The 22394-nt window shown below is 61.8% G+C and carries 22 protein-coding genes; 14 read left to right on the plus strand and 8 right to left on the minus strand.

The features are described from left to right. The first annotated feature begins 34 nt into the window (after positions 1 to 34). From folM to F7R20_RS10570, 6 genes are all read left to right on the plus strand, one after another. Entirely contained in the window at positions 35 to 745 is a 711-nt protein-coding gene (gene folM / locus F7R20_RS10540) for a dihydromonapterin reductase (RefSeq protein ID WP_003205452.1), read from the plus strand. 20 nt (positions 746 to 765) lie between these two features. Further along, the gene (gene folE / locus F7R20_RS10545; RefSeq protein ID WP_003205453.1) at positions 766 to 1326 is read left to right on the plus strand and encodes a GTP cyclohydrolase I FolE; all 561 of its coding nucleotides are present in this window, start codon (positions 766 to 768) and stop codon (positions 1324 to 1326) included. Next, entirely contained in the window at positions 1327 to 1698 is a 372-nt protein-coding gene (folX, locus tag F7R20_RS10550) for a dihydroneopterin triphosphate 2'-epimerase (RefSeq protein WP_003178065.1), read from the plus strand. It abuts the gene before it with no gap. A 104-nt stretch (positions 1699 to 1802) separates the two neighbouring features. Continuing rightward, positions 1803 to 2099, plus strand: a complete 297-nt coding sequence (locus F7R20_RS10555; protein WP_003205454.1) for a DUF1244 domain-containing protein — start codon at positions 1803 to 1805, stop codon at positions 2097 to 2099. Further along, positions 2092 to 2430 carry a HopJ type III effector protein gene (locus tag F7R20_RS10560; protein WP_003205456.1) on the plus strand — a complete coding sequence of 113 codons (339 nt, stop codon included), beginning with the start codon at positions 2092 to 2094 and terminating at the stop codon, positions 2428 to 2430. The genes F7R20_RS10555 and F7R20_RS10560 overlap by 8 nt, the downstream gene beginning before the upstream one ends. Before the next feature lie 275 nt (positions 2431 to 2705). Further along, complete coding sequence (locus F7R20_RS10570) at positions 2706 to 3956, plus strand: 2-aminoadipate transaminase (RefSeq protein WP_081352574.1); 1251 nt, start codon at positions 2706 to 2708, stop codon at positions 3954 to 3956. A gap of 121 nt (positions 3957 to 4077) precedes the next feature. Here F7R20_RS10570 and trxB read toward each other — a convergent pair whose 3' ends face one another. After that, the gene (gene trxB, locus F7R20_RS10575) at positions 4078 to 5040 is read right to left on the minus strand and encodes a thioredoxin-disulfide reductase (RefSeq protein WP_003205459.1); all 963 of its coding nucleotides are present in this window, start codon (positions 5038 to 5040) and stop codon (positions 4078 to 4080) included. A gap of 311 nt (positions 5041 to 5351) precedes the next feature. On the opposite strand from trxB, the gene cysZ reads away from it, so the two are divergent. Together cysZ and F7R20_RS10590 are read left to right on the plus strand one after the other, a co-directional pair. Beyond that, positions 5352 to 6107 carry a sulfate transporter CysZ gene (cysZ, locus tag F7R20_RS10585; protein WP_003205460.1) on the plus strand — a complete coding sequence of 252 codons (756 nt, stop codon included), beginning with the start codon at positions 5352 to 5354 and terminating at the stop codon, positions 6105 to 6107. 40 nt (positions 6108 to 6147) lie between these two features. After that, positions 6148 to 7347 (plus strand): glycosyltransferase family 4 protein, encoded by a 1200-nt coding sequence (locus F7R20_RS10590; protein WP_003205462.1) that lies wholly within the window; start codon positions 6148 to 6150, stop codon positions 7345 to 7347. Between the two features lie 118 nt (positions 7348 to 7465). On the opposite strand, the gene F7R20_RS10595 is transcribed toward F7R20_RS10590, so the two are convergent. The 3 genes from F7R20_RS10595 to F7R20_RS10605 all read right to left on the minus strand — a co-directional run bounded on the left by F7R20_RS10595 (position 7466) and on the right by F7R20_RS10605 (position 9921). Next, entirely contained in the window at positions 7466 to 8569 is a 1104-nt protein-coding gene (locus tag F7R20_RS10595; RefSeq protein WP_003205464.1) for an NADH:flavin oxidoreductase, read from the minus strand. A gap of 262 nt (positions 8570 to 8831) precedes the next feature. After that, positions 8832 to 9314 carry a glutathione peroxidase gene (locus F7R20_RS10600; RefSeq protein WP_003205465.1) on the minus strand — a complete coding sequence of 161 codons (483 nt, stop codon included), beginning with the start codon at positions 9312 to 9314 and terminating at the stop codon, positions 8832 to 8834. 121 nt (positions 9315 to 9435) lie between these two features. Next, positions 9436 to 9921: an FKBP-type peptidyl-prolyl cis-trans isomerase gene (locus F7R20_RS10605; protein ID WP_003205467.1), complete on the minus strand. Its 486-nt coding sequence runs from the start codon at positions 9919 to 9921 to the stop codon at positions 9436 to 9438. Between F7R20_RS10605 and F7R20_RS10610 the strand changes: the two genes are divergently transcribed. From F7R20_RS10610 to F7R20_RS10620, 3 genes are read left to right on the plus strand one after another with little or no spacing between them, the layout of a single operon-like run. Continuing rightward, positions 9890 to 10228, plus strand: a complete 339-nt coding sequence (locus tag F7R20_RS10610) for a DUF3565 domain-containing protein (protein ID WP_013694198.1) — start codon at positions 9890 to 9892, stop codon at positions 10226 to 10228. The two genes, F7R20_RS10605 and F7R20_RS10610, sit on opposite strands and share 32 nt — an antisense overlap. Positions 10229 to 10282: 54 nt before the next feature. Further along, on the plus strand, positions 10283 to 12382 hold the full coding sequence (gene pta, locus F7R20_RS10615; RefSeq protein WP_003205469.1) for a phosphate acetyltransferase: 2100 nt from the start codon (positions 10283 to 10285) through the stop codon (positions 12380 to 12382). Next, positions 12383 to 13291, plus strand: coding sequence for an acyltransferase (locus tag F7R20_RS10620; RefSeq protein ID WP_003205471.1), 909 nt, complete (start codon positions 12383 to 12385; stop codon positions 13289 to 13291). 158 nt (positions 13292 to 13449) lie between these two features. On the opposite strand, the gene cysN is transcribed toward F7R20_RS10620, so the two are convergent. The 3 genes from cysN to F7R20_RS10635 all read right to left on the minus strand — a co-directional run bounded on the left by cysN (position 13450) and on the right by F7R20_RS10635 (position 17286). Then, positions 13450 to 15348, minus strand: coding sequence for a sulfate adenylyltransferase subunit CysN (gene cysN, locus F7R20_RS10625; RefSeq protein WP_003205472.1), 1899 nt, complete (start codon positions 15346 to 15348; stop codon positions 13450 to 13452). A gap of 9 nt (positions 15349 to 15357) precedes the next feature. After that, on the minus strand, positions 15358 to 16275 hold the full coding sequence (gene cysD, locus F7R20_RS10630; protein ID WP_003178041.1) for a sulfate adenylyltransferase subunit CysD: 918 nt from the start codon (positions 16273 to 16275) through the stop codon (positions 15358 to 15360). Positions 16276 to 16527: 252 nt separating this feature from the next. Then, complete coding sequence (locus tag F7R20_RS10635) at positions 16528 to 17286, minus strand: Nif3-like dinuclear metal center hexameric protein (protein WP_003205474.1); 759 nt, start codon at positions 17284 to 17286, stop codon at positions 16528 to 16530. A gap of 104 nt (positions 17287 to 17390) precedes the next feature. Here F7R20_RS10635 and algW point away from each other — a divergent pair, with 104 nt between their 5' ends. From algW to F7R20_RS10650, 3 genes are all read left to right on the plus strand, one after another. Next, a complete protein-coding gene (gene algW, locus F7R20_RS10640) occupies positions 17391 to 18551 on the plus strand; it encodes a Do family serine endopeptidase AlgW (protein WP_003205476.1) in 1161 nt (386 codons plus the stop codon). 233 nt (positions 18552 to 18784) lie between these two features. After that, complete coding sequence (locus tag F7R20_RS10645; protein ID WP_003205478.1) at positions 18785 to 20890, plus strand: TonB-dependent siderophore receptor; 2106 nt, start codon at positions 18785 to 18787, stop codon at positions 20888 to 20890. A 13-nt stretch (positions 20891 to 20903) separates the two neighbouring features. Then, entirely contained in the window at positions 20904 to 21623 is a 720-nt protein-coding gene (locus F7R20_RS10650) for a DUF4198 domain-containing protein (RefSeq protein ID WP_003205479.1), read from the plus strand. Between the two features lie 115 nt (positions 21624 to 21738). On the opposite strand, the gene F7R20_RS10655 is transcribed toward F7R20_RS10650, so the two are convergent. Continuing rightward, positions 21739 to 22362: an SOS response-associated peptidase gene (locus tag F7R20_RS10655; RefSeq protein WP_003205480.1), complete on the minus strand. Its 624-nt coding sequence runs from the start codon at positions 22360 to 22362 to the stop codon at positions 21739 to 21741. Between the last annotated feature and the right edge of the window lie 32 nt (positions 22363 to 22394).

The raw sequence follows: 22394 nt of genomic DNA on the forward strand, positions 1-22394 counted from the left end.
ATAGTTTTGCTCTTGCCGTGAACCGAGCCGTCCTATGTCCAGCGCCACCGCTCCGATCCTGATCACTGGCGCAGCCCAGCGCGTCGGCCTGCATTGCGCCCGGCGATTGCTGGAAGACGGGCAACCGGTGATCGCGACCTACCGAACCGAACGCCCCGGTGTGCAAACGTTGCGGGACCTGGGCGCGGTCGTGCTGTTTGCCGACTTCTCCAGCGAAGCGGGGATCCTGACCTTTATCGAACAACTCAAGCAGCACACCGACCGGCTGCGGGCCATTGTGCACAATGCCTCGGCCTGGCTGGCCGAAGACCCGGGCAGCGAAACGGCGGCCTTCAACGCCATGTTCGGCGTGCACATGCTTGCGCCTTACCTGATCAACCTGCACTGCGCCGAGCTGCTGCAGCGTTCAGCCCCAGCGGATATCGTGCACATCAGCGATGACGTGACCCGCAAGGGCAGCGCCCGGCATATCGCCTATTGCGCCACCAAGGCCGGCCTGGAAAGCCTGACCCTGTCGTTCGCGGCGAAGTTCGCCCCGGCGATCAAGGTCAACGGCATCGCCCCGGCCCTGCTACTGTTCAACCCCGAAGACGACGCGGCTTACCGCGCCAAGGCCCTGGCCAAGTCCGCGCTGGGCATCGAACCCGGCAGCGAAGTGATCTACCAGAGCCTGCGTTATCTGCTGGACAACCCTTATGTCACCGGCACGACCCTGACCGTCAACGGCGGGCGGCACGTCAAATAGCCTTGTTTCGAGGATGCACCATGACGCTATCCCTGCCCCAGAATTACCGCGAGATCCTTATAGGCCTGGGGGAAAACCCCGAGCGCGAAGGTCTGCTCGATACCCCGGTCCGTGCCGCCAAGGCCATGCAGTACCTCTGCCATGGGTATGAACAAAGCGTCGAGCAGATCGTCAACGGCGCGCTGTTCGCCTCTGACAGCGATGAAATGGTGATCGTCGCCGACATCGAACTCTATTCACTCTGCGAACATCACCTGTTGCCCTTCATCGGCAAGGCCCATGTGGCTTATATTCCTACGGGCAAGGTCCTGGGGCTGTCGAAAATCGCCCGGCTGGTGGACATGTTCGCCCGCCGCCTGCAAATCCAGGAGAACCTGACCCGGCAAATCGCCGACGCGGTGCAGCAGGTCACCCAGGCCGCCGGCGTGGCGGTGGTGATCGAGGCCCAGCACATGTGCATGATGATGCGCGGTGTCGAAAAACAGAACTCGACCATGAACACCTCGGTGATGCTCGGCGCCTTTCGCGATTCCAGCACCACGCGCCAGGAGTTCCTGCAATTGATTCGACGGAGCAATTAAATGCCACAACTTCAGCCAGCCATGGCACGCATCAAGGTCAAGGACCTGCGTCTGCGTACCTTCATTGGCATCAACGAGGATGAAATCCTCAACAAGCAGGATGTGTTGATCAACCTGACCATCCTCTATGCCGCCCAAGAGGCGGTGCGCGACAACGACATCGACCACGCGCTGAACTACCGCACCATCACCAAGGCGATCATCGCCCACGTGGAAGGCAACCGTTTCGCCCTGCTCGAACGCCTCACCCAGGAATTGCTCGACCTGGTCATGGCCAACGAATCGGTGCTGTATGCCGAAGTCGAAGTCGACAAACCCCACGCCTTGCGATTTGCCGAGTCGGTGTCGATTACCCTTGCGGCAAGCCGCTGAGCGGCACGTTTTCAGCGGCGAGCTTGAAGCGGTAAGCTTGAGGCCACCGCAATCCATCTTGCAGCTTGAAGCCCAGCGCTTGCAGCTGCCCGTCAGGAAACACCATGAACGACCAACAACGCCTCGAACTCGAAGCCGCCGCTTTCCGTCGGCTGGTTGCCCACCTGGACAGCCGCAAGGATGTGCAGAACATCGACCTGATGAACCTCGCCGGCTTCTGCCGCAACTGCCTGTCCAAGTGGTACAAGGCCGCCGCCGATGAACGCCAGGTCGAGGTCAGCCTCGACGACGCCCGCGAAGTGGTCTACGGAATGCCGTACGCCGAGTGGAAAGCCCAATACCAGAAAGAAGCCAGCGCCGAACAACAGGCGGCGTTCGCCAAAGGAAAACCCGATGCCTGATCTCAATACCCTGCGTGCCCGCCTCAAGAGCGGCGAACATGCCTTCGCCGACACCCTGGCCTTTATCGCCGCCGGTTACGACTACCAGCCCCAGGCCTTCGACAACGGTGGCGTGCACAACGCCGCCGGGCAGAACGAAGGTTCGTGCAAGACCCTGGGCCTGGCGCTGCTCGAAGGCTTGAGCGATGAAGAAGCGCTCCTGGCGTTCGGCGAACATTACCGTTCGGTGCTGGCCACGCCCGAAGGCAGCGATCACGGCAATATCCGCGCGCTGATGGCCCATGGGCTGGCCGGTGTGACGTTCGAGGCACAGCCGCTGCAGCGGCGCTGATCCACAGATTCTTGCAGCCCTCTTCTGTGGCGAGGGCATTCATCTGTGGGAGCATGGCTTGCCCGCGATGGGCGCGCCGAGGTTTAACAGCAGCTGAACCGCGTTATCGTTCATCGCGGGCAAGCCATGCTCCCACAGGTCTTCCTCCCGCAAATAAATCCTCCCGCTCCACATCCCGACTTTTAAGATTGACCCGGCAACTTTATTTCGTTTGCCGGGCCCCTCTGCTCGCGGCTTAGATAATGGAAATTTCTCCACCGTCCGAGCCGTCATCCATGAGCAGCGAAACCATCAGCCAATCGATCTCCATCGTGCATCCCGTCAGCCTCAGCCACGGCAAGAATGCCGAGGTCTGGGATACCAACGGCAAACGCTACATCGATTTCGTCGGCGGCATCGGTGTATTGAACCTCGGCCATTGCCATCCGCGCATCGTCGAGGCGATCCGTGAACAGGCCACCCGGCTGACCCATTACGCATTCAACGCCGCGCCCCATGCGCCGTACATTGAATTGATGGAACGCCTGGCGGCGTTTATCCCGGTGGATTATCCGGTCAGCGGCATGCTCACCAACAGCGGCGCCGAAGCGGCGGAGAACGCCTTGAAGATCGTACGCGGCGCCACGGGCCGTACCGCCGTGATTGCGTTTGATGGCGCCTTTCACGGCCGCACCCTGGCGACCCTCAACCTCAACGGCAAGGTCGCGCCTTACAAGCAGAAAGTCGGCGTTCTGCCCGGGCCGGTGTACCACCTGCCGTACCCCAGCAAGGACAACGGCGTCACCGGCGAAGAAGCCTTGAAGGCCATGGAGCGGCTGTTCAGCGTCGAGATCGACGTGAATGACGTGGCCTGTTTCATTGTCGAGCCGGTGCAGGGCGAAGCCGGCTTCCTGGCGATGGACGTGCCCTTCGCCCAAACCCTGCGGCAGTTCTGCGACGATAAGGGCATTGTGCTGATCGCCGATGAAATCCAATCGGGCTTCGGCCGCACCGGCCAGCGCTTTGCCTTCTCGCGATTGGGCATCGAACCGGACCTGATCCTGCTCGGTAAAAGCATTGCCGGCGGCGTGCCCTTGGGCGCGGTGGTGGGACGCAAGGCGCTGCTGGACAACTTGCCCAAGGGTGGCCTGGGCGGCACCTACTCGGGCAACCCCATCGCCTGCGCCGCCGCCCTGGCGACCCTGGATGAAATGACCGACGCCAACCTGCACACCTGGGGCTCGCAACAGGAGGAGGCGATCGTCAGCCGCTACCAATCCTGGCGCAGCCGTGGGCTGACACCCTACCTCGGCCGCCTGACCGGCGTCGGCACGATGCGCGGCATCGAGCTGACCCACGCCAACGGCACCCCGGCTTCCGCACAACTGACACAACTGCTGGCCCTGGCGCGGGAATCGGGGTTGCTGCTGATGCCCAGTGGTAAATCGCGGCACATCATCCGGCTGCTGGCGCCGTTGACGACCGAGGCGACGGTGTTGGAGGAGGGCCTGGATATCCTGGAGGCGTGCCTTGCGAGGCTGACCTGAAATGCTCTGTTTCTGACCACACAAAAAACCTGTGGGAGCGAGCTTGCTCCCACAGGGGGTCAGCGGCAGGTATCCACCCATGAAAAAACCGGCCGAAGCCGGTTTTTTTGTACCCGCCGAATCAGAACGAAGCGTTCTGCAAGCCATCCAGGTAGCGCTCGGTGTCCAGGGCTGCCATGCAACCGGCACCGGCCGAGGTGATCGCCTGGCGGTAGACGTGGTCGGCCACGTCGCCGGCCGCGAAGATACCTTCGACGCTGGTGGCGGTGGCGTTGCCGTCGCGGCCGCCCTTGACCACCAGGTAGCCGTCCTTGAGTTCCAGCTGGCCTTCGAACAGCGAGGTGTTCGGGGTGTGGCCGATGGCGATGAACACGCCGTCAACCTTGATCTCGTCGAAGCTGCCGTCGTTGTTCTTCAGGCGGGCACCGGTCACGCCCATGTTGTCGCCCAGCACTTCGTCCAGGGTCGCGTTGAGCTTGAGGATGATCTTGCCTTCGGCGACGCGGGCATTGAGCTTGTCGATCAGGATCTTCTCGGCGCGGAAAGTCTCGCGACGGTGGATCAGGGTGACCGTGCTGGCGATGTTGGCCAGGTACAATGCTTCCTCGACCGCGGTGTTGCCGCCACCGACCACTGCCACAGGCTTGTTGCGGTAGAAGAAACCGTCGCAGGTGGCGCAGGCGGAAACACCTTTGCCCATGAAGGCTTCTTCCGACGGCAGGCCCAGGTAACGAGCGCTGGCACCGGTGGCGATGATCAGGGCATCGCAGGTGTAGGTCGCGCTGTCGCCGGTCAGGGTGTACGGCTTGGCGGCGAAGTCCACGGCATTGATGTGGTCGAAAACGATCTCGGTCTCGAAGCGCTCGGCGTGCTCCTTCATGCGTTCCATCAAGGCCGGGCCAGTCAGGCCGTGGACATCGCCCGGCCAGTTGTCGACTTCGGTGGTGGTGGTCAATTGACCGCCGGCCTGCATGCCGGTGATCAGCAGTGGCTTGAGGTTGGCACGGGCCGCATAAACCGCAGCGCTGTAACCGGCAGGGCCGGAACCGAGAATAATCACTCGCGAATGACGCACTTCAGACATGACCTGCTCCTGTTGACCGGACCTTGCGGGCCGGAACGCCGGGTGAGCGGCGTGAATAAAAAAGGACCGTTGACGCACTTGGGGAAGGCTTGGGTTCGACGGTCCTGGAAAAGAATGGGTGCAGCGTATCGAGGGAGCGAAGATTAAGGAAATACGGTTTAACAATCCAGCTCATAGGTGAGCTCTATCCCCAGCGGTCCCTTCAATAGGTGCCTTCGCCTCAAGAAACGTTGTTACACGCCATGTCGCCGCTTTCCCGGGCGGGGCAAAGCCGGTAAGGTCGGCGCGTTCACCTTCGCTCGGAGCCACCTATGCCCGCCCCCGTCCTGTCCGGCCCGCAATATTTGCGAGAGGGCCTCAAGCTGGTCTTGAGCCCGGGCCTGCGCTTGTTCGTACTCTTGCCCCTGGCGATCAACCTGGTGCTGTTCGTCGGATTGATTTACCTGGCCGGCCATCAGTTCAGCCTGTGGGTCGATACGCTGATGCCGTCGCTGCCGGACTGGCTCAGTTTCCTCAGCTATGTGCTCTGGCCGCTGTTCGTGGTGCTCGTCGTGCTGATGGTGTTTTTCACCTTCACCATGCTCGCCAACGTCATCGCCGCACCGTTCAACGGCTTTCTTGCGGAAAAAGTCGAAGTGGTCATCCGTGGCACCGACGACTTCCCGGCCTTCAGTTGGGCCGAGTTGATCGCCATGATCCCGCGAACCCTCGGCCGGGAAGCGCGCAAGCTCGGCTATTTCCTGCCCCGCGCCCTGGGCTTGTTCGTGCTGTCGTTCATCCCCGTGGTCAATCTGGTGGCGGCACCGCTGTGGCTGCTGTTCGGCGTGTGGATGATGGCGATCCAGTACATCGACTACCCGGCGGACAACCACAAGCTGGGCTGGAACGAGATGCTCGCCTGGCTGCGGGAAAAACGCTGGCAGAGCCTGGGCTTTGGCGCCAGCGTGTACCTGGTGCTGCTGATCCCGGTGGTCAACATCCTGATGATGCCGGCAGCGGTGGCCGGCGCGACGTTGTTCTGGGTCCGTGAGCAAGGCGCCGAGACCGCGTTGGCCCGCCAGGGCTGAGCCGGTCACAAATCCATCATCTTGTCGTCACAATGACGAAATGGCCCCGGTCGACACTGGGGTCATGACCACACCTCTGCACATTACCCTGATCACCGAAACCTTCCCGCCGGAAATCAATGGCGTGGCCAATACCCTGGGCCGCCTGTACGACGGCCTGCGCGCCCGCGGGCATCAGGTCGAGCTGATACGGCCGCGCCAGGTCGATGACCAACGCCAGGCCAGTGACGGGCAATTGCTACTGTGCCGGGGCTGGCCGTTGCCGGGCTATCCAGGTTTGCAGTGGGGCCAGGCGTCGATGCACAAACTGCTCAGGCGCTGGAAACGCCATCGTCCAGACGTGCTGTACATCGCCACCGAAGGGCCGCTGGGTTTGTCGGCACTGCGCGCGGCACGACGCTTGGGCATCTCGGTGGTCAGCGGCTTCCACACCAATTTCCAGCAATACACCCAGCAGTACGGCCTCGGGCTGTTGAGTCGCGTGCTCACCCATTACCTGCGCTGGTTTCACAACCGCTCCAGCCTGACCCTGGTGCCCAGCCTCAGCCAGCGCCTGGAACTGGAGCGACGACATTTCGAGCGCGTGGCGCTGCTCTCGCGCGGCGTGGACAGCCAACTGTTTCATCCGGTCAAGCGCTCGACGAGCCTGCGTGAGGCGTGGGGCCTGGGCGACGATGACATCGCCGTGATCCACGTCGGACGCCTGGCTCCGGAGAAAAACCTCGGGCTGCTCAAGCGCAGTTTCGCCACGCTGTGCAGCGCTTTCCCGGGGCGACGGATGAAATTGGTGGTGATCGGCGACGGCCCGCAGCGCTCCGCCCTGGAGCAGGAACTGCCCGAAGCGATCTTTTGTGGCTCGCAACGCGGCGAGGCGCTGGCCAGTCATTATGCGTCCGGGGATGTGTTTGTCTTTCCGAGCCTGACCGAAACCTTCGGCAATGTGGTGCTGGAGGCGCTGGCGTCCGGGCTGGGCGTGGTGGCCTACGATCAGGCTGCGGCGGCCCAACACATTCGCCACGGCTACAACGGCGTGCTGGCAATGCCGGGGGATGAGGAGGCGTTCTGCGATGCCGCCCGTTGGCTGCTGGAAGAGCGCGAGACTTTGCGTTGCGTGCGGCTCAATGCGCGCCAGCATGCCAGTCGCCAGGGTTGGGCATCGGTGATCGAGCAGTTCGAGGCGCAGTTGCGGGGGGTTTGCCAGGTCGAATCGTCGCTGCCCCAGGCAGTGTCGCAGCGCTGAAAAGCATCGCGGGCAAGCCTTGCTCCCACAGAGTTGTCAGTCGTTCACGCACAATGTGTTCGCTGAAGATCAATGTGGGAGCAAGGCTTGCCCGCGATGAGGCCCAACAAGGCGCCGCTTAAACCAGGGTCATCAACGCCTCGCGACTGAACGGCAAGATATCCTGCTCCCGCCCTTCGCGCACTTTCTGCGCCCAGTCCGGATCCACCAGCAGCGCGCGCCCCACCGCCACCAGGTCGAACTCGTCGTTGTTCAGGCGCTCCAGCAGTTTTTCCAGGCTGGCCGGTTGCGCGACTTTGTCGGTGTTGACCATGAACTGCAGGAACTCGCCGTCCAGGCCGACGCTGCCAACGGTGATGGTGGGCTTGCCGGTGAGCTTGCGGGTCCAGCCGGCCAGGTTCAGCTCGGAGCCTTCAAACTCCGGCTCCCAGAAGCGCCGTGTCGAGCAGTGGAAAATATCCACGCCGGCGTCAGACAATGGCTTGAGGAATTCGCCCAGGGTTTCAGGGGTCTGCACCAGACGCGCGGTGTAGTCCTGCTGTTTCCATTGGGAGAAGCGGAAAATGATCGGGAAACCCTCGCCCACCGCCGCGCGCACGGCACGGATCAATTCGATCGCAAAGCGCGAACGGTTGGCCAGGCTGCCGCCGTAACCGTCGGTGCGCTGGTTGCTGCCTTCCCAGAAGAACTGGTCCACCAGATAGCCGTGGGCACCGTGGATTTCCACCCCGTCCATGCCGATGCCTTGAGCGTCTTTTGCCGCCTGGGCGAACGCGGCGATTACCTCGTCAATGTCCGCCTGGGTCATACCGTGGACCACCACCTGGCCGTCCTTGAGCTTTTCGGTCGGGCCATAGCCCGGCACGCTGGCGTCCGGCTCGGTGCCGATGCGTCGCACACTGCCCACATGCCACAGCTGTGGAACGATCTTGCCGCCTTCGGCGTGTACCGCATCAACCACTTTCTTCCAGCCGGCCAACGCGGCGTCGCCATAGAAATGCGGCACGTTCGGGTAGCCGTTGGAAGCCTTGTGCCCCACCGTCGTGCCCTCGGTGATGATCAGGCCGACCCCGGCCGCCGCGCGGCGACGGTAATACTCGATGACCTTGGCGTTCGGAACGCCGCCCGGCGAAAACGAACGGGTCATTGGCGCCATCACCACCCGGGTCGGCAACTCGAGCGCGCCGAGGTGGAAAGGTTTGAACAGGGCTTTTGCAGGCATGAGGCACTCCACGGGACAAGGTCGCAGGTCGATATGACGACGATAATATGTGGAGTCCGTGGCGCTCGGTAGCACTATTGATTGGAGTGATTAAGGATCAAAAGGGCGCCGAGTAGGAGCTGTGTAGGAGCTGTCGAGTGCAACGAGGCTGCGATCTTTCCCCAAACACTTGAGTCTCAAGCGAAAGATCAAAAGATCAAAAGATCAAAAGATCAAAAGATCGCAGCCTTCGGCAGTTCCTACATCTGCAATTTCTTGAGGATCAAGCCAGCGCTTTTTCGATCGCCTGGATCACGGCAGGATCATCCGGCGCCGTGCGCGGTGAGAAACGTACCAGCACGCGACCGTCCTTGCCGACCAGGAACTTCTCGAAGTTCCAGGTAATGTCTCCGGGAAACTCGGCGCCCTCGCCCGCCAACAGGCGATAGAGCTGATGACGACCGGGGCCGTTCACGTCCAGCTTGCTGGACAGCGGGAACGTCACGCCGTAGTTGAGGCTGCAAAAGTCCTGGATTTCCTGCTCGGTTCCCGGTTCCTGCCCGGCGAACTGATTGCAGGGCAAGCCCAGCACGCTGAACCCCTTGGCCTTGTATTGCTGATAGAGATTTTCCAGCGCCGCGTATTGAGGCGTCAGGCCACATTTGGAGGCGACGTTGACCACCAGCACGACTTGCCCCTTGAACGGCGCCAGAGCAAGCTCCTGACCATCCAGGGCTTTGAGTTTAAGGTCGTGGAAAGCACTCATGACGAACTCCAGGTTTGCGGATCTTTTCGAAACAGCCGTGGTTGATGCTAACAGCAACCGACTAAAAAGGCGCCGTATGGCGCCTTTCCAGTTCACTGGTCATTTGAGCGTAGCGCACAAATCAGTGGTGATGGCCGCCTTCGCCATGGACGTGACCATGGGCGATTTCTTCCTGGCTGGCGTCACGGATGTCGACGATCTTGACTTTGAAGTTCAAGCGCTGGCCAGCCAGCGGGTGGTTGCCGTCAACGGTGACATCGTCGCCTTCCAGGTCGCGAATGGTGACGATCTGCATCTGGCCATCGGGGGCGGAAGCGTGGAACTGCATGCCCACTTCCAGCTCATCGACGCCTTCGAACATGCTGCGGCTCAGGGTGCTGACCAGTTCGGCGGAGTATTCGCCATAGGCGTCTTCCGGCTCGACGGTAACGTTCAGGTCGTCACCGACCGTTTTGCCTTCCAGGGCTTTTTCCAAGCCCTGGATGATGTTGCCTGCGCCATGCAGGTAGACCAGCGGAGCGCCGCCGGCAGAGCTGTCGATGACCTCACCAGCGTCGTTGGTCAGGGTATAGTCGATGGAGACAGCCTTATTGGCGGCGATCAGCATGGGGCGAGACCTTTTGCATAAGAATGAAGAACGGACAAGTCTAAACAAGGATTTGCCCGAAAGCGAACGGAACCCGGACAAACGGACTTGCCCGAACAGACCGACGGTCACCGGTTTCCATCAGGACGAGGACGGGCACTGGGTGGCCGAGCTGTCTTGTGGCCATACTCAGCATCTGCGTCACCAGCCACCGTGGCAGTCCCGGGCCTGGGTGCAGGACCCCGGGCAACGTATTGAAAAAATAGGCCAGCCCTTTGATTGCGGCTGGTGCGCTCAAGGCCCGGTTAGCGATAACCTTGACGACTGAATTGTGGGTAGACGGCCAGTCATAGGCCGCGCCATTCCCCCTTAGAGAATTCGCATGCAAACTTTTTTTATCGCGCCCACCGATTTTGGTGTGGGCCTGACCTCCATCAGCCTCGGGCTGGTGCGTACCCTTGAACGGGCCGGACTGAAAGTCGGCTTTTTCAAACCCATTGCCCAACCTCACCCCGGCGACACCGGGCCGGAACGCTCCACCGAGCTGGTGGCCCGCACCCACGGCCTCAAGCCGCCGCAGCCCCTGGGCCTGGCGCACGTCGAGCGCATGCTCGGCGACGGCCAGCTCGATGAGCTGCTGGAAGAAATCATTACCCTTTATCAGCAGGCGGCCATCGGCAAGGACGTGCTGGTCGTCGAAGGCATGGTCCCGACCCGCAACGCCAGCTACGCCGCCCGGGTCAACCTGCACCTGGCCAAGAGCCTGGACGCCGAGGTCATCCTGGTGTCGGCGCCGGAAAACGAAGTGCTGACCGAACTGTCTGGCCGGGTAGAATTGCAGGCACAGTTGTTTGGCGGGCCGAAGGACCCGAAAGTTCTCGGAGTGATCCTGAACAAGGTCCGCACCGACGAAAGCATGGAGGCGTTTTCCGCACGGCTCAAGGAGCACTCGCCCTTGCTGCGCAGCGGCGATTTCCGCCTGCTCGGCTGCATCCCGTTTCGCCCCGAGCTCAACGCTCCGCGCACCCGCGACGTGGCCGACCTGATGGGCGCGCAGGTGCTCAATGCCGGCGACTACGAAAGCCGGCGCATGAGCAACATCATCATTTGCGCCCGTACCATGCGCAACACCGTGGAACTGCTCAAGCCCGGCGTGCTGGTGGTGACCCCCGGCGATCGCGACGACATCATCCTGGCCGTGAGCCTGGCGGCGCTCAATGGCGTGCCGCTGGCCGGCCTGCTGCTGACCAGCGACACCCTGCCCGACCCGCGCATCATGGACTTGTGTCGCGGCGCCTTGCAGGCGGGGTTGCCGGTGCTGTCGGTGAGCACCGGTTCCTACGACACCGCCAACCTGCTCAACGGCTTGAACAAGGAAATCCCCATCGATGACCGCGAACGTGCGGAGATCATCACCGATTTCGTCGCCAGCCACCTGGACGCCAAGTGGCTGCACCAGCGCTGCGGCACGCCACGGGAAATGCGCCTGTCGCCAGCGGTGTTCCGCTATCAGTTGATCCAGCGCGCCCAGGCCGCCAACAAACGCATCGTGCTGCCCGAGGGCAGCGAACCGTTGACCGTCCAGGCCGCCGCCATTTGCCAGGCCCGGGGCATTGCCCGCTGCGTGTTGCTGGCAAAACCGGCCGACGTCGAAGCGGTGGCCCGCGCCCAAGGCATCGAACTGCCGCCGGGCCTGGAGATTCTCGACCCGGATTCGATTCGCGAACGCTACGTCGAACCGATGGTGAGGTTGCGCAAGAGCAAGAGCCTGAACGCACCGATGGCCGAGCAGCAACTGGAAGACACCGTGGTCATCGGCACCATGATGCTGGCCCTGGATGAAGTGGACGGGCTGGTATCCGGCGTCATCCACTCCACCGCCAACACCATCCGTCCGGCCCTGCAACTGATCAAGACCGCGCCAGGATGCTCACTGGTGTCCTCGGTGTTTTTCATGCTGTTCCCCGAAGAAGTGCTGGTCTACGGCGACTGCGTGATGAACCCTCACCCCAGCGCTGCGGAGCTGGCGGAAATCGCCCTGCAAAGTGCCGACTCGGCCGCCGCGTTCGGCATCACACCGCGGGTGGCGATGCTCAGCTACTCCAGCGGTGAGTCGGCCAGTGGCGAAGAAGTGGAAAAAGTTCGCGAAGCCACCCTGCTGGCCCACGAGGCCCAGCACGGTCTGTTGATCGATGGTCCGCTGCAATACGACGCCGCCGCCAACGAAACCGTGGCACGGCAATTGGCGCCCAACAGTCAGGTGGCCGGCCGGGCGACGGTGTTCATCTTCCCGGACCTCAACACCGGCAACACCACTCACAAGGCCGTGCAGCGCAGCGCCGATTGCGTCAGCCTCGGGCCGATGCTGCAAGGCTTGCGCAAACCGGTGAATGACTTGCCGCGCGGCGCCCAGGTCGACGACATCGTGTACACCATCGCCCTGACCGCGATCCAAGCCGCCAACCGACCTTTGGACATTTAAATGCTGGACTTCTTGCCTGCCCCCTTGCGCGGCGTCATTGCCTCGCTGCTATTGGCGCTGAACACCATCGCCTGCTGCACGCCGCTGTTCATCGTGGCGATTTTCAAATTGCTGCTGCCCTTCCCCGCTGCCCAGCGCTTCACCGACTGGTTGATGGGCCACATCCACGAAGCCTGGATCAGCAACAACAAGGCCTGGATGAACCTGCTGCGTCGTACCCGCTGGCACCTCAGCGGCCTGGAGGGCCTGGACTACCAGCATTCGTACCTGATCACCAGCAACCACCAGAGCTGGGTCGATATCATGGTTTTGCAGTACGTGCTGAACCGACGCATCCGGCCGTTGAAGTTCTTTCTCAAGCAGGAACTGATCTGGGTGCCGGTGATCGGCCTGGCCTGGTGGGCGCTGGGGTTCCCGTTCATGAAGCGCTACTCCAAGGCTTACCTGGAAAAGCATCCGGAAAAGAAAGGCAAGGACCTGGAAACCACCCGCAAGACCTGCGCGAAGTTTCGCGACAACCCCGTGGGCATTTTCAATTTCGTCGAAGGCACGCGCTTCACCGACGGCAAGCACGCCCAGCAGCAGTCACCGTTTCGCTACCTGCTCAAGCCCAAGGCCGGCGGCATCGCGTTTGTACTGGATGCCATGGGTGAACAGCTGGAGTCGATCATCAACGTGACCATTCATTATCCAGGCGGTCGTCCGGGGTATTGGGATTTGCTCTGCGGCAACGTTGGAGAGGTGGTGGTGCATTTCCAGGAACTGAAGATCCCACCGCAGTTCATCGGCAAGAACTACGATCAGGATGGCGTGTATCGCCTGGAGTTCCAGGGCTGGATCAACCAGTTGTGGCAGGACAAGGATGCGTTGCTTGCGCAGATGCATCGGGAGTATCCCGCCAAGTCTTGAGGTGGCTGCACTGGCCTCATCGCGAGCAAGCTCGCTCCCACATTTGCTCCACCGCTGACCATTGTGGGAGCGAGCTTGCTCGCGATAGCGTCCTTCCAGACAACAGAAAGCCCGCAGATGATCACTCATCTGCGGGCTTTTAGTTACAGCGACTTGCCTTAGATCGCCCCACGCTTGCGCAGCAGATCGAGCACCTGCTTGACGCTCTCTTCCAGGGTCAGCGACTGGGTGTCGATCACCAGGTCGGCATCCAGCGGCACGTCATACGGGAAGGATTCGCCCGGGATGTTGTCGCCAGCGGCGGCATACAGCCCTTGCGGATCACGCTGGGCACACACCGTTGGCGAGGCCTGGACGTAGACGGTCAGCAGACGCTCCTTGCCGATCAGCGCCTTGGCCTGTTCGCGGCCTTCGGCATCCGGGGCGACAAAAGCGGCGAGGGTCAGCAGGCCGGCTTCGTTGAACTGACGGGCGACATGAGCCGCACGGCGCCAGTTCTCGGTACGTCCGGAGCGATCCTGCGGCAAGCCCTTGTTCAGGTCATGACGCAGGTTCTGGCCATCGAGGACAAAGACCGCACGGCCCGAGTCGAACAGCTTGCGCTCGACCGCATAGGCCAGCGTGCTTTTGCCAGCGCCCGACAGGCCACTGAACAGGACCGTGGCTGGCTGCTGGCCGAAACGCTGGGCGCGTTCCTCCACCGACACATGGGCCAGCTTGCCGTGGTGCGTGCTGCTGCCGTGAGCCAGCGGCTGGGCGACGATCATGCCGGCACCGACCGTGCCATTGGTCAGGCGATCGATGATGATGAACGCGCCGGTGGTGCGGTTGCTCTCGTAACCGTCCAGGGCGATCGGCGCATCCAGGGCGATCTTCACCTTGCCGATTTCGTTGAGCTGCAACGCGCTGGCCGGACCTTCTTCCAAGGTGTTCACATCCACCTTGTTGACGATGCTGGCAATCGAGCCCGGCACGTAGCTGGTGGCGCGCTTGATGTCGTATTTCTTGCCCGGCAGCATCGGCTCTTCAGCCATCCACACCAGCATCGCTTCGAAGCTGTCGGTGACCGGCGGCACGTTGTCGGCATGCACCAGCAGGTCGCCACGGGAGATGTCGATTTCGTCTTCCATGGTCAGCGTTACCGCCTGGCCAGGACCTGCCTGTTCCAGCTCGCCTTCGAAGGTGACGATGGATTTCACGCGGCTGCTCTTGCCCGAGGGCAGCACCACCACTTCGTCGCCCTTGTGCACGATGCCGCTGGCGAGGGTGCCGGCGAAACCGCGGAAGTTCAGGTTCGGACGGTTGACGTACTGCACTGGGAAACGCAGGTCGGTGAAGTTACGGTCGCCCGCCACTTCCACCGTCTCGAGGATTTCCATCAGCGACTGGCCGGTGTACCACGGCGAACGCTCGGACTTGTTCACCACGTTGTCGCCCTTGAGGGCGGACATCGGCACGAAGTGCATGCTGGTGGGCTTCATCTTCAAGCCTTCGGCGAACTTCAGGTAGTCGGCCTTGATCGACTCGAACACGCCCTGGTCGAAGTCCTTGAGGTCCATCTTGTTGATGGCCACGACGATGTGCTTGATACCCAGCAACGAGGCGATGAAGCTGTGGCGACGGGTCTGGGTCTGCACGCCGTAGCGCGCGTCCACCAGGATGATCGCCAGGTCACAGGTGGAGGCACCGGTAGCCATGTTGCGGGTGTACTGCTCATGGCCTGGGGTATCGGCGATGATGAATTTACGCTTGGCGGTGGAGAAATAGCGGTAGGCGACATCGATGGTGATGCCTTGCTCGCGCTCGGCCTGCAGGCCGTCGACCAGCAACGCCAGGTCGATATCGTCACCGGTGGTGCCGACTTTCTTCGAATCGCGGGTGATGGCTTCCAGATGATCTTCGTAGATCATCTTGGAGTCGTGCAGCAGGCGCCCGATCAGGGTGCTCTTGCCGTCGTCGACGTTACCGCAGGTCAGGAAACGCAGCAGCTCTTTGCGCTCGTGCTGGCCCAGGTAGGCGAGGATGTCCTCGCTGATCAAATCAGATTGATGCGACATGACAGCCCCTTAGAAATAACCTTGACGTTTTTTATCTTCCATCGAGCCTGCGCCATCGTGGTCGATGACCCGGCCCTGGCGCTCGGAAGTTCGCGTCAGGAGCATTTCCTGGATGATGTCCGTCAGGCTTTCAGCCTCGGACTCCACCGCGCCCGTCAACGGGTAGCAGCCAAGGGTACGGAAACGCACTTTCTTCTTGACGATACGGGCTTTGTCTTCGTCGGACAGGTGCTCGAGGATGCGCTCGTCGTCGATCATGATCAGCGTGCCGTTCTTCTCGATCACTTCACGCTCGGCGGCAAAATACAGCGGCACGATCGGGATGCCTTCGAGGTAGATGTACTGCCAGATGTCCAGCTCGGTCCAGTTCGACAGCGGGAATACCCGGATCGACTCGCCTTTGTTGACCTTGCCGTTGTAGACGTTCCACAACTCCGGGCGCTGGTTCTTCGGGTCCCAGCGATGCTTGCTGTCACGGAACGAGTACACGCGCTCCTTGGCGCGGGATTTCTCTTCATCGCGACGGGCACCGCCAAACGCGGCGTCGAAACCATATTTGTCCAAGGCCTGCTTGAGGCCTTCGGTCTTCATGATGTCGGTGTGCTTGGCACTGCCGTGGGTGAATGGGTTGATGCCCTGCGCCACGCCGTCCGGGTTCACATGGGTGATCAGGTCCAGGCCCAGTTCCTCGACCATGCGATCGCGGAACTTGTACATTTCCTGGAATTTCCAGCGGGTGTCGACATGCATCACCGGAAACGGCAGCTTGCCGGGGAAGAACGCCTTGCGTGCCAGGTGCAGCATCACGGCGGAGTCTTTACCGATGGAGTACAGCATCACCGGGTTATCGAACTCGGCGGCCACCTCGCGGATGATGTGGATGCTTTCCGCCTCCAGCTGTTTCAGATGCGTCAGTTTGTCGACCATGGCTACTCACGAAAACTTTCTTATGAACGGCCAGCGGGCCGTGTTCGAGCGGGGAATCCTAGCACAGCGACCTCTTCTAATCAGGGCGCCAACTAGATCGAAACAGCATATGGATATGCCTGCCGGTTCGGGCCCCGCACACGCTTTTCTGTGGGAGCGAGCTTGCTCGCGATGACGGTGTGTCAGCCATATTAATGTCGGCTGATCCGCCGCTATCGCGAGCAAGCTCGCTCCCACAGGGGTTATAAACAGTCAGATGGGATTCGGGCAATCGATGAAGATGTGCTCCAGGGCAAAGCGTCGCGCCAGATAATCACCCAGCGCCTGGACGCCATAGCGCTCGGTGGCATGATGCCCGGCGGCGATGAAGCTGATGCCGTTTTCCCGCGCGCTGTGGAACGTCTGCTCCGACGCCTCGCCGCTGAGATACAGGTCAACCCCGGCCAGCACCGCCTGATCGATATAGCCCTGGCCACCGCCCGTGCACCAGCCAACCCGGCGGATCATCTGCTCGCCTTCGATCAACAACGGCTCACGCCCCATGACTTCCTGGACCTTGCGCGCGAAATCCCGGGCCGTCATCGGTTCGGACAGGGAGCCGACCAGGCCGACGATCTTGGGGTTGTCCGGATCCAGCGGTCCCTCGACGGTGATGTCCAATTGGCGGGCCAACTGCACGTTATTGCCCACCTCCGGGTGCAGGTCCAAAGGCAAGTGGTAGGCCAACAGGCTGATATCATGCTTGAGCAACGTCTTGAGACGACGCTGTTTCATGCCGGTGATACAAGGGTTCTCGCCCTTCCAGAAATAACCGTGATGCACCAGCACCAGGTCGGCCTCGGCCTCGACGGCAGCGTCAAGCAAAGCCTGGCTGGCGGTGACGCCACTGACGATGCGCATCACCTGGGGCGCGCCTTCGACCTGCAGGCCGTTGGGGCAATAATCGGCAATCCGGCTGCTGGCCAGGTAACGGTCCGCTTCTTCGACCAGGGTGTTCAGGGCTACGGCCATGAAAAGACTCCTAAATATCCCGTTCAGAGGCACGCGCGGCCTCGTATAATGCGCGACATTATGGGCGGTCTCATACCGCCTGCAACCTTTGTAGGACGTGCTTAATGCTCAAGGCGCTGCGTTTTTCCGGCTGGCCGCTGTTGGCCGGCGTGCTTGTCGCTCTACTGATTATCCAGCGCTACCCGGAATGGGTGGGCCTGCCGAGCCTCGACGTCAACCTGCAACAGGCGCCGCAAACCAAGGCGGTGCAACAGGGGCCGGTGTCCTATGCCGACGCCGTGACCACCGCGGCGCCAGCCGTGGTGAACCTGTACACCACCAAGGTCATCAACAAACCCAGCCATCCATTGTTCGAAGACCCGCAATTCCGGCGCTTCTTCGGCGACAACTCGCCCAAGCAGAAGCGCATGGAGTCGAGCCTGGGGTCGGGCGTGATCATGAGCCCGGAAGGTTATATTTTGACCAACAACCACGTCACCAGTGGTGCCGACCAGATCGTGGTGGCCCTCAAGGACGGCCGCGAAACCCTGGCCCGAGTGATCGGCAGCGACCCGGAAACCGACCTCGCGGTGCTGAAGATCGACCTCAAGAACCTGCCGGCCATCACCATCGGCCGCTCCGACAGCATCCGCATCGGCGACGTGGCCCTGGCCATCGGCAACCCGTTCGGCGTCGGCCAGACCGTGACCATGGGCATTATCAGCGCCACCGGGCGCAATCAGTTGGGCCTGAACAACTACGAGGATTTCATCCAGACCGACGCTGCGATCAACCCCGGCAACTCCGGCGGCGCGCTGGTGGATGCCAACGGCAACCTGACTGGGATCAACACGGCGATCTTCTCCAAGTCCGGCGGCAGCCAGGGTATCGGTTTCGCCATTCCGGTGAAGCTGGCGATGGAGGTGATGAAGTCCATCATCGAACACGGCCAGGTGATTCGCGGCTGGCTGGGCATTGAAGTCCAGCCGCTGACCCAGGAACTGGCGGAGTCCTTCGGCTTGTCCGGGCGGCCCGGCATCGTGGTGGCGGGGATTTTCCGCGACGGCCCGGCGCAGAAGGCCGGCCTGCAACTGGGCGATGTGATCCTGAGCATCGATGGCGAACCGGCCGGCGATGGCCGCCGCTCGATGAACCAGGTGGCGCGGATCAAGCCCACTGACAAGGTGACGATCCAGGTCATGCGCAACGGCAAGGAGCTCAAGCTCACCGCTGAAATCGGCCTGCGCCCACCGCCGGCACCAGTGGCGCTCAAGGAAGAGCAGTAAGCCGCGTCATAGCCGACTAGCGCGAATCGATCGTTCCCACGCTCCTGCGTGGGAATGTCGCCTGGGACGCTCTGCGTTCCACTGCTGGAAGTGACGCAGAGCGTCACGGTATGCATTCCCACGCAGAGCGTGGGGACGGTCATCTCATCCTGATTCACCTGAAAATACAGATAGCATAAATTCTCATTAGTAGTGTTATATTGTTTCAATACTAAAAATTGGAACAACATAACATGTCATCCCTGAAACGGATTTCCGTTGCCAGTCTCGCCCTGGGCTTGCTCGCCGATCCCGCCTACGCCGAAGAAGTCCAGCCTCTGGAACTGGACGCCGTCAACGTGACGTCCGACTACGAATCCCCCACCGGCCCCGTCACGGGCTATCGCGCCACCCGCTCTGCCAGCGCCACCAAAACCGACACGGCCCTGCGCGACATCCCGCAATCGATCAGCGTGATTCCCGCCAGCGTGCTCAAGGACCTGGGCAGCACCAACGTCGAACGAGCATTGGAATACGCCGGCGGTGTATCGAAGCAGAACAACTTCGGTGGCCTGACGCTCTACGAATACAGCGTGCGCGGCTTCACGACATCGGAATTCTACAAGGATGGTTTCAGCGCCAACCGTGGCTATCCGAGCACGCCGGACGCGGCGAACATCGAACGCATCGAAGTGCTCAAGGGCCCAGCCGCCAGCCTGTATGGCCGTGGCGATCCCGGCGGTACGGTGAACATTGTCACCAAGAAACCCCAGCCCGAAGCCTTCACCACCTTGCAAACCAGCGCCGGCAGCTGGGATCGCTACCGCACCGCGCTGGACGTCAACAGGCCACTGGACACCGAAGGCAACCTGTTGTCGCGGGTCAACCTGGCGGTCGAGGACAACCACAGCTTTCGCGATCACGTCGACAGCCAGCGCGTCTTCGTCGCGCCTTCCATCAGCTGGCAATTGAACCCCGACACCCGGTTGCTGGTGGAAAGCGAAATCGTGCGCCACAGCTCGACGTTCGACCGTGGCATCGTCGCCCCGAACAATCGCTGGAGCGGCGTTTCCCGCTCGACCTTTTTGGGCGAACCCAACGATGGCGACATCGACAATCACAACAACATGCTCCAGGCCGCCCTCGAACATCAGCTCAACGACACCTGGCAACTGCGCCTGGCCAGCCATTACAAGCAGGGTGAACTCTGGGGCTTCGCCTCCGAAGCGCGCCCGCTGAACGCCGATGGCCACACGGTGAACCGCCGCTATCGCGAGCGCGACAACAATTGGCACGACAGCATCACCCAACTGGAATTGCGCGGCCTGTTCGACCTCGGCCCCTGGCAACACGAACTGCTGATCGGCAGCGAATATGAGGATTACCGCAAGAACGAGCGCGTGACCACCATCGGTGGCAGCACCTACCCCATAGACATCTATCAGCCGATCTACGGCCAGCCGAAACCCAATGGTACTCGGACCGGCACCGACTTCTTCGAATATGTGCAAAGCCGCGCGCTGAACCTGCAAGACCAGATCGTCTTCACCGACAAACTGCGGGGCATGCTCGGCGTGCGCTATGAGCATTTCGAGCAGAGCATCGACGATCACACCCGCGATCGCACCAACCGCCAACGCCACGATGCCCTGACGCAGCGGGCCGGCCTGCTGTATCAACTGACGCCCGAGGTTGGCCTGTTCGCCAACGCCTCCACCTCGTTCAAACCCAACAATGGCCTGGATGCCGGCGGTAAATCCTTCGACCCCGAGGAAGGCGTCGGCTATGAAGTGGGGATCAAGAGCGAATTGTTCGACGATCGCCTGAGCACCACCCTGGCGGCGTTCCATATAGAGAAGGAAAACGTCCTGAGCCCGGTCGCCGGGACCGACTTCAGCCGCGCCATGGGCAAGGCCCGCAGCCAGGGCATCGACCTGCAAGTCACCGGGCAGGTGACCGACGCCGTGCGGGTGATTGGCGCCTTCGCCTACATCGATGCCGAAGTGACCAAGGGTGACGAGCAAATCCCCACGGGCAGCCGGATCCTTGGCGTCGCCAAACACAGCGGCAACCTGCTGGGCGTCTACGAATTCCAGGACGGGCACCTGCGCGGTTCGGATGTTGGCGCGGCGTTCACGTACGTCGGCGATCGCTCGGGCGAAGCGGGCAAGGACTTCGAACTGCCGGCCTACCACACCGTGGATCTGCTGGCCCATTACAAGGCCAGCGATGACGTCACCGTGGGGCTGAACCTGAACAACGTCTTCGATGAAAAGTACTACGAGCGCGCCTACAGCAACTACTGGGTCACCCCCGGCGAGCCGCGCAACTTCACCGTCAGTCTCACCCTCGCTCTGTAAAAGGAACATCCGCATGAAATACCCCAAGACCTTAGCCCTGCTCGGCCTGCTCCTGGCCACACAGGCCTCGGCCCATGGCCTGTGGACCGAACAGCGTCGCGGCAACATCGAAGTGATCTACGGCCACGGCGCCGAAGACAATGCCTTCAAGGCGCAGAAAATCAGCGGTGCCTGGGCCTATGATCAGGTCGGCAAGATGATCCCCGTCACCGTCGAGCGCCTGCCGGACCACGCCCGCCTGCAACCGCTCAAGCCACCGGCGGTGCTGGCCGTGGCGCTGGACAACGGCATGTGGTCCCAGACGGCGGACAAGAAGTGGATCAACGAAGGCCGCAGCAAAGTGCCCGGGGCGATCGAGTCGACCCACACGTTCAAGTACAGCCTGGCGATCTATGAGCCGGGGGCGAAACTGCCGACGCTTGCACCGATCAAGTTCGTGATCCTGCCGGAAGTCGACCCGCTGACCGTAGGGCCAGGCCAGTCATTGCCGGTACGGGTGCTGCTGGACGGCAAACCGGCAGCGGGTGTGAAACTGGTGGGTGACTACCGCAGCGCGCCGAACACCGTATCGACTGAAACCGACGCAGAAGGCCGGGCCAAGGTGCTGGTGCGCAACGAAGGCTTGAATGTGATCGCGGCGCAGATGGAAATTGCACTCAAGGACAACAAGGACGTGGCCACCCGTGGCGTGTTCACCTCGTTGACCTTCCTGGGTGAACCGCATCACGAGTAACGCCACAGGGGGATGGCGGTGAACACATTTTTTGTGAACACCCGCAGCCTATTGTGGGAGCGAGCCTGCTCCGGGCGGCGATCCGACGATAAGGCCAATACAAGCGCCGCAAAGCTCAAGCCGGAGTCAAGCACTCCGGCCCATTGAGCTTCGGATCATTGACCATGTTGGCCAGCACTCGCTCGCGCAGTACCGTCGGCTCGCTTGCCAGCAGCCCTTGCAAGGCATGCAGCGGTGTCTCGGGATCGAGCCACAGGCGCTGGCCTTCTTCGTCCAGGATCAACGGCCGGCGCTGACCCGCCGCCGGTTGGGTGATGACCGCCGTGCTCAGCCACACCTGTTCCTGCACCGGATACGCTTCCCAGATCGCGGCGAAAAACAGCGACGAACCCTCCCCCGGCGTCAACCAGTACGGACGCTTGCGCGTGCCGCCGCGCCACTCATAGAAACCATTGGCCGGCAGCAGGCAACGGCGCAGGCGCAAGGCCTCTCGGAACATCGGCTGCTCGGCCACGGTTTCGGCCCGGGCATGGGCCGGGGTGCGGGACAGGTCGGTCAGCCATGGCGGCGTCAGCCCCCAGCGTGCCCGGGCCAGTTCGCGCTGGCCCTCGGCGCCGGCCCGCAGGATCAACACCGAATCGTTGGGCGAAATATTCCATTGAGCCTTCTGATCGGCGGGAAAACCGGGCAGGGCTGCAAAGGTGGGGTTCCAGCGAAACAGGGCATAACGTCCACACATGGGGCAACACGACTCTTGATCGAACAAACGGC

Source organism: Pseudomonas brassicacearum subsp. brassicacearum (assembly GCF_008801605.1).
Lineage (GTDB): Bacteria > Pseudomonadota > Gammaproteobacteria > Pseudomonadales > Pseudomonadaceae > Aquipseudomonas > Aquipseudomonas brassicacearum.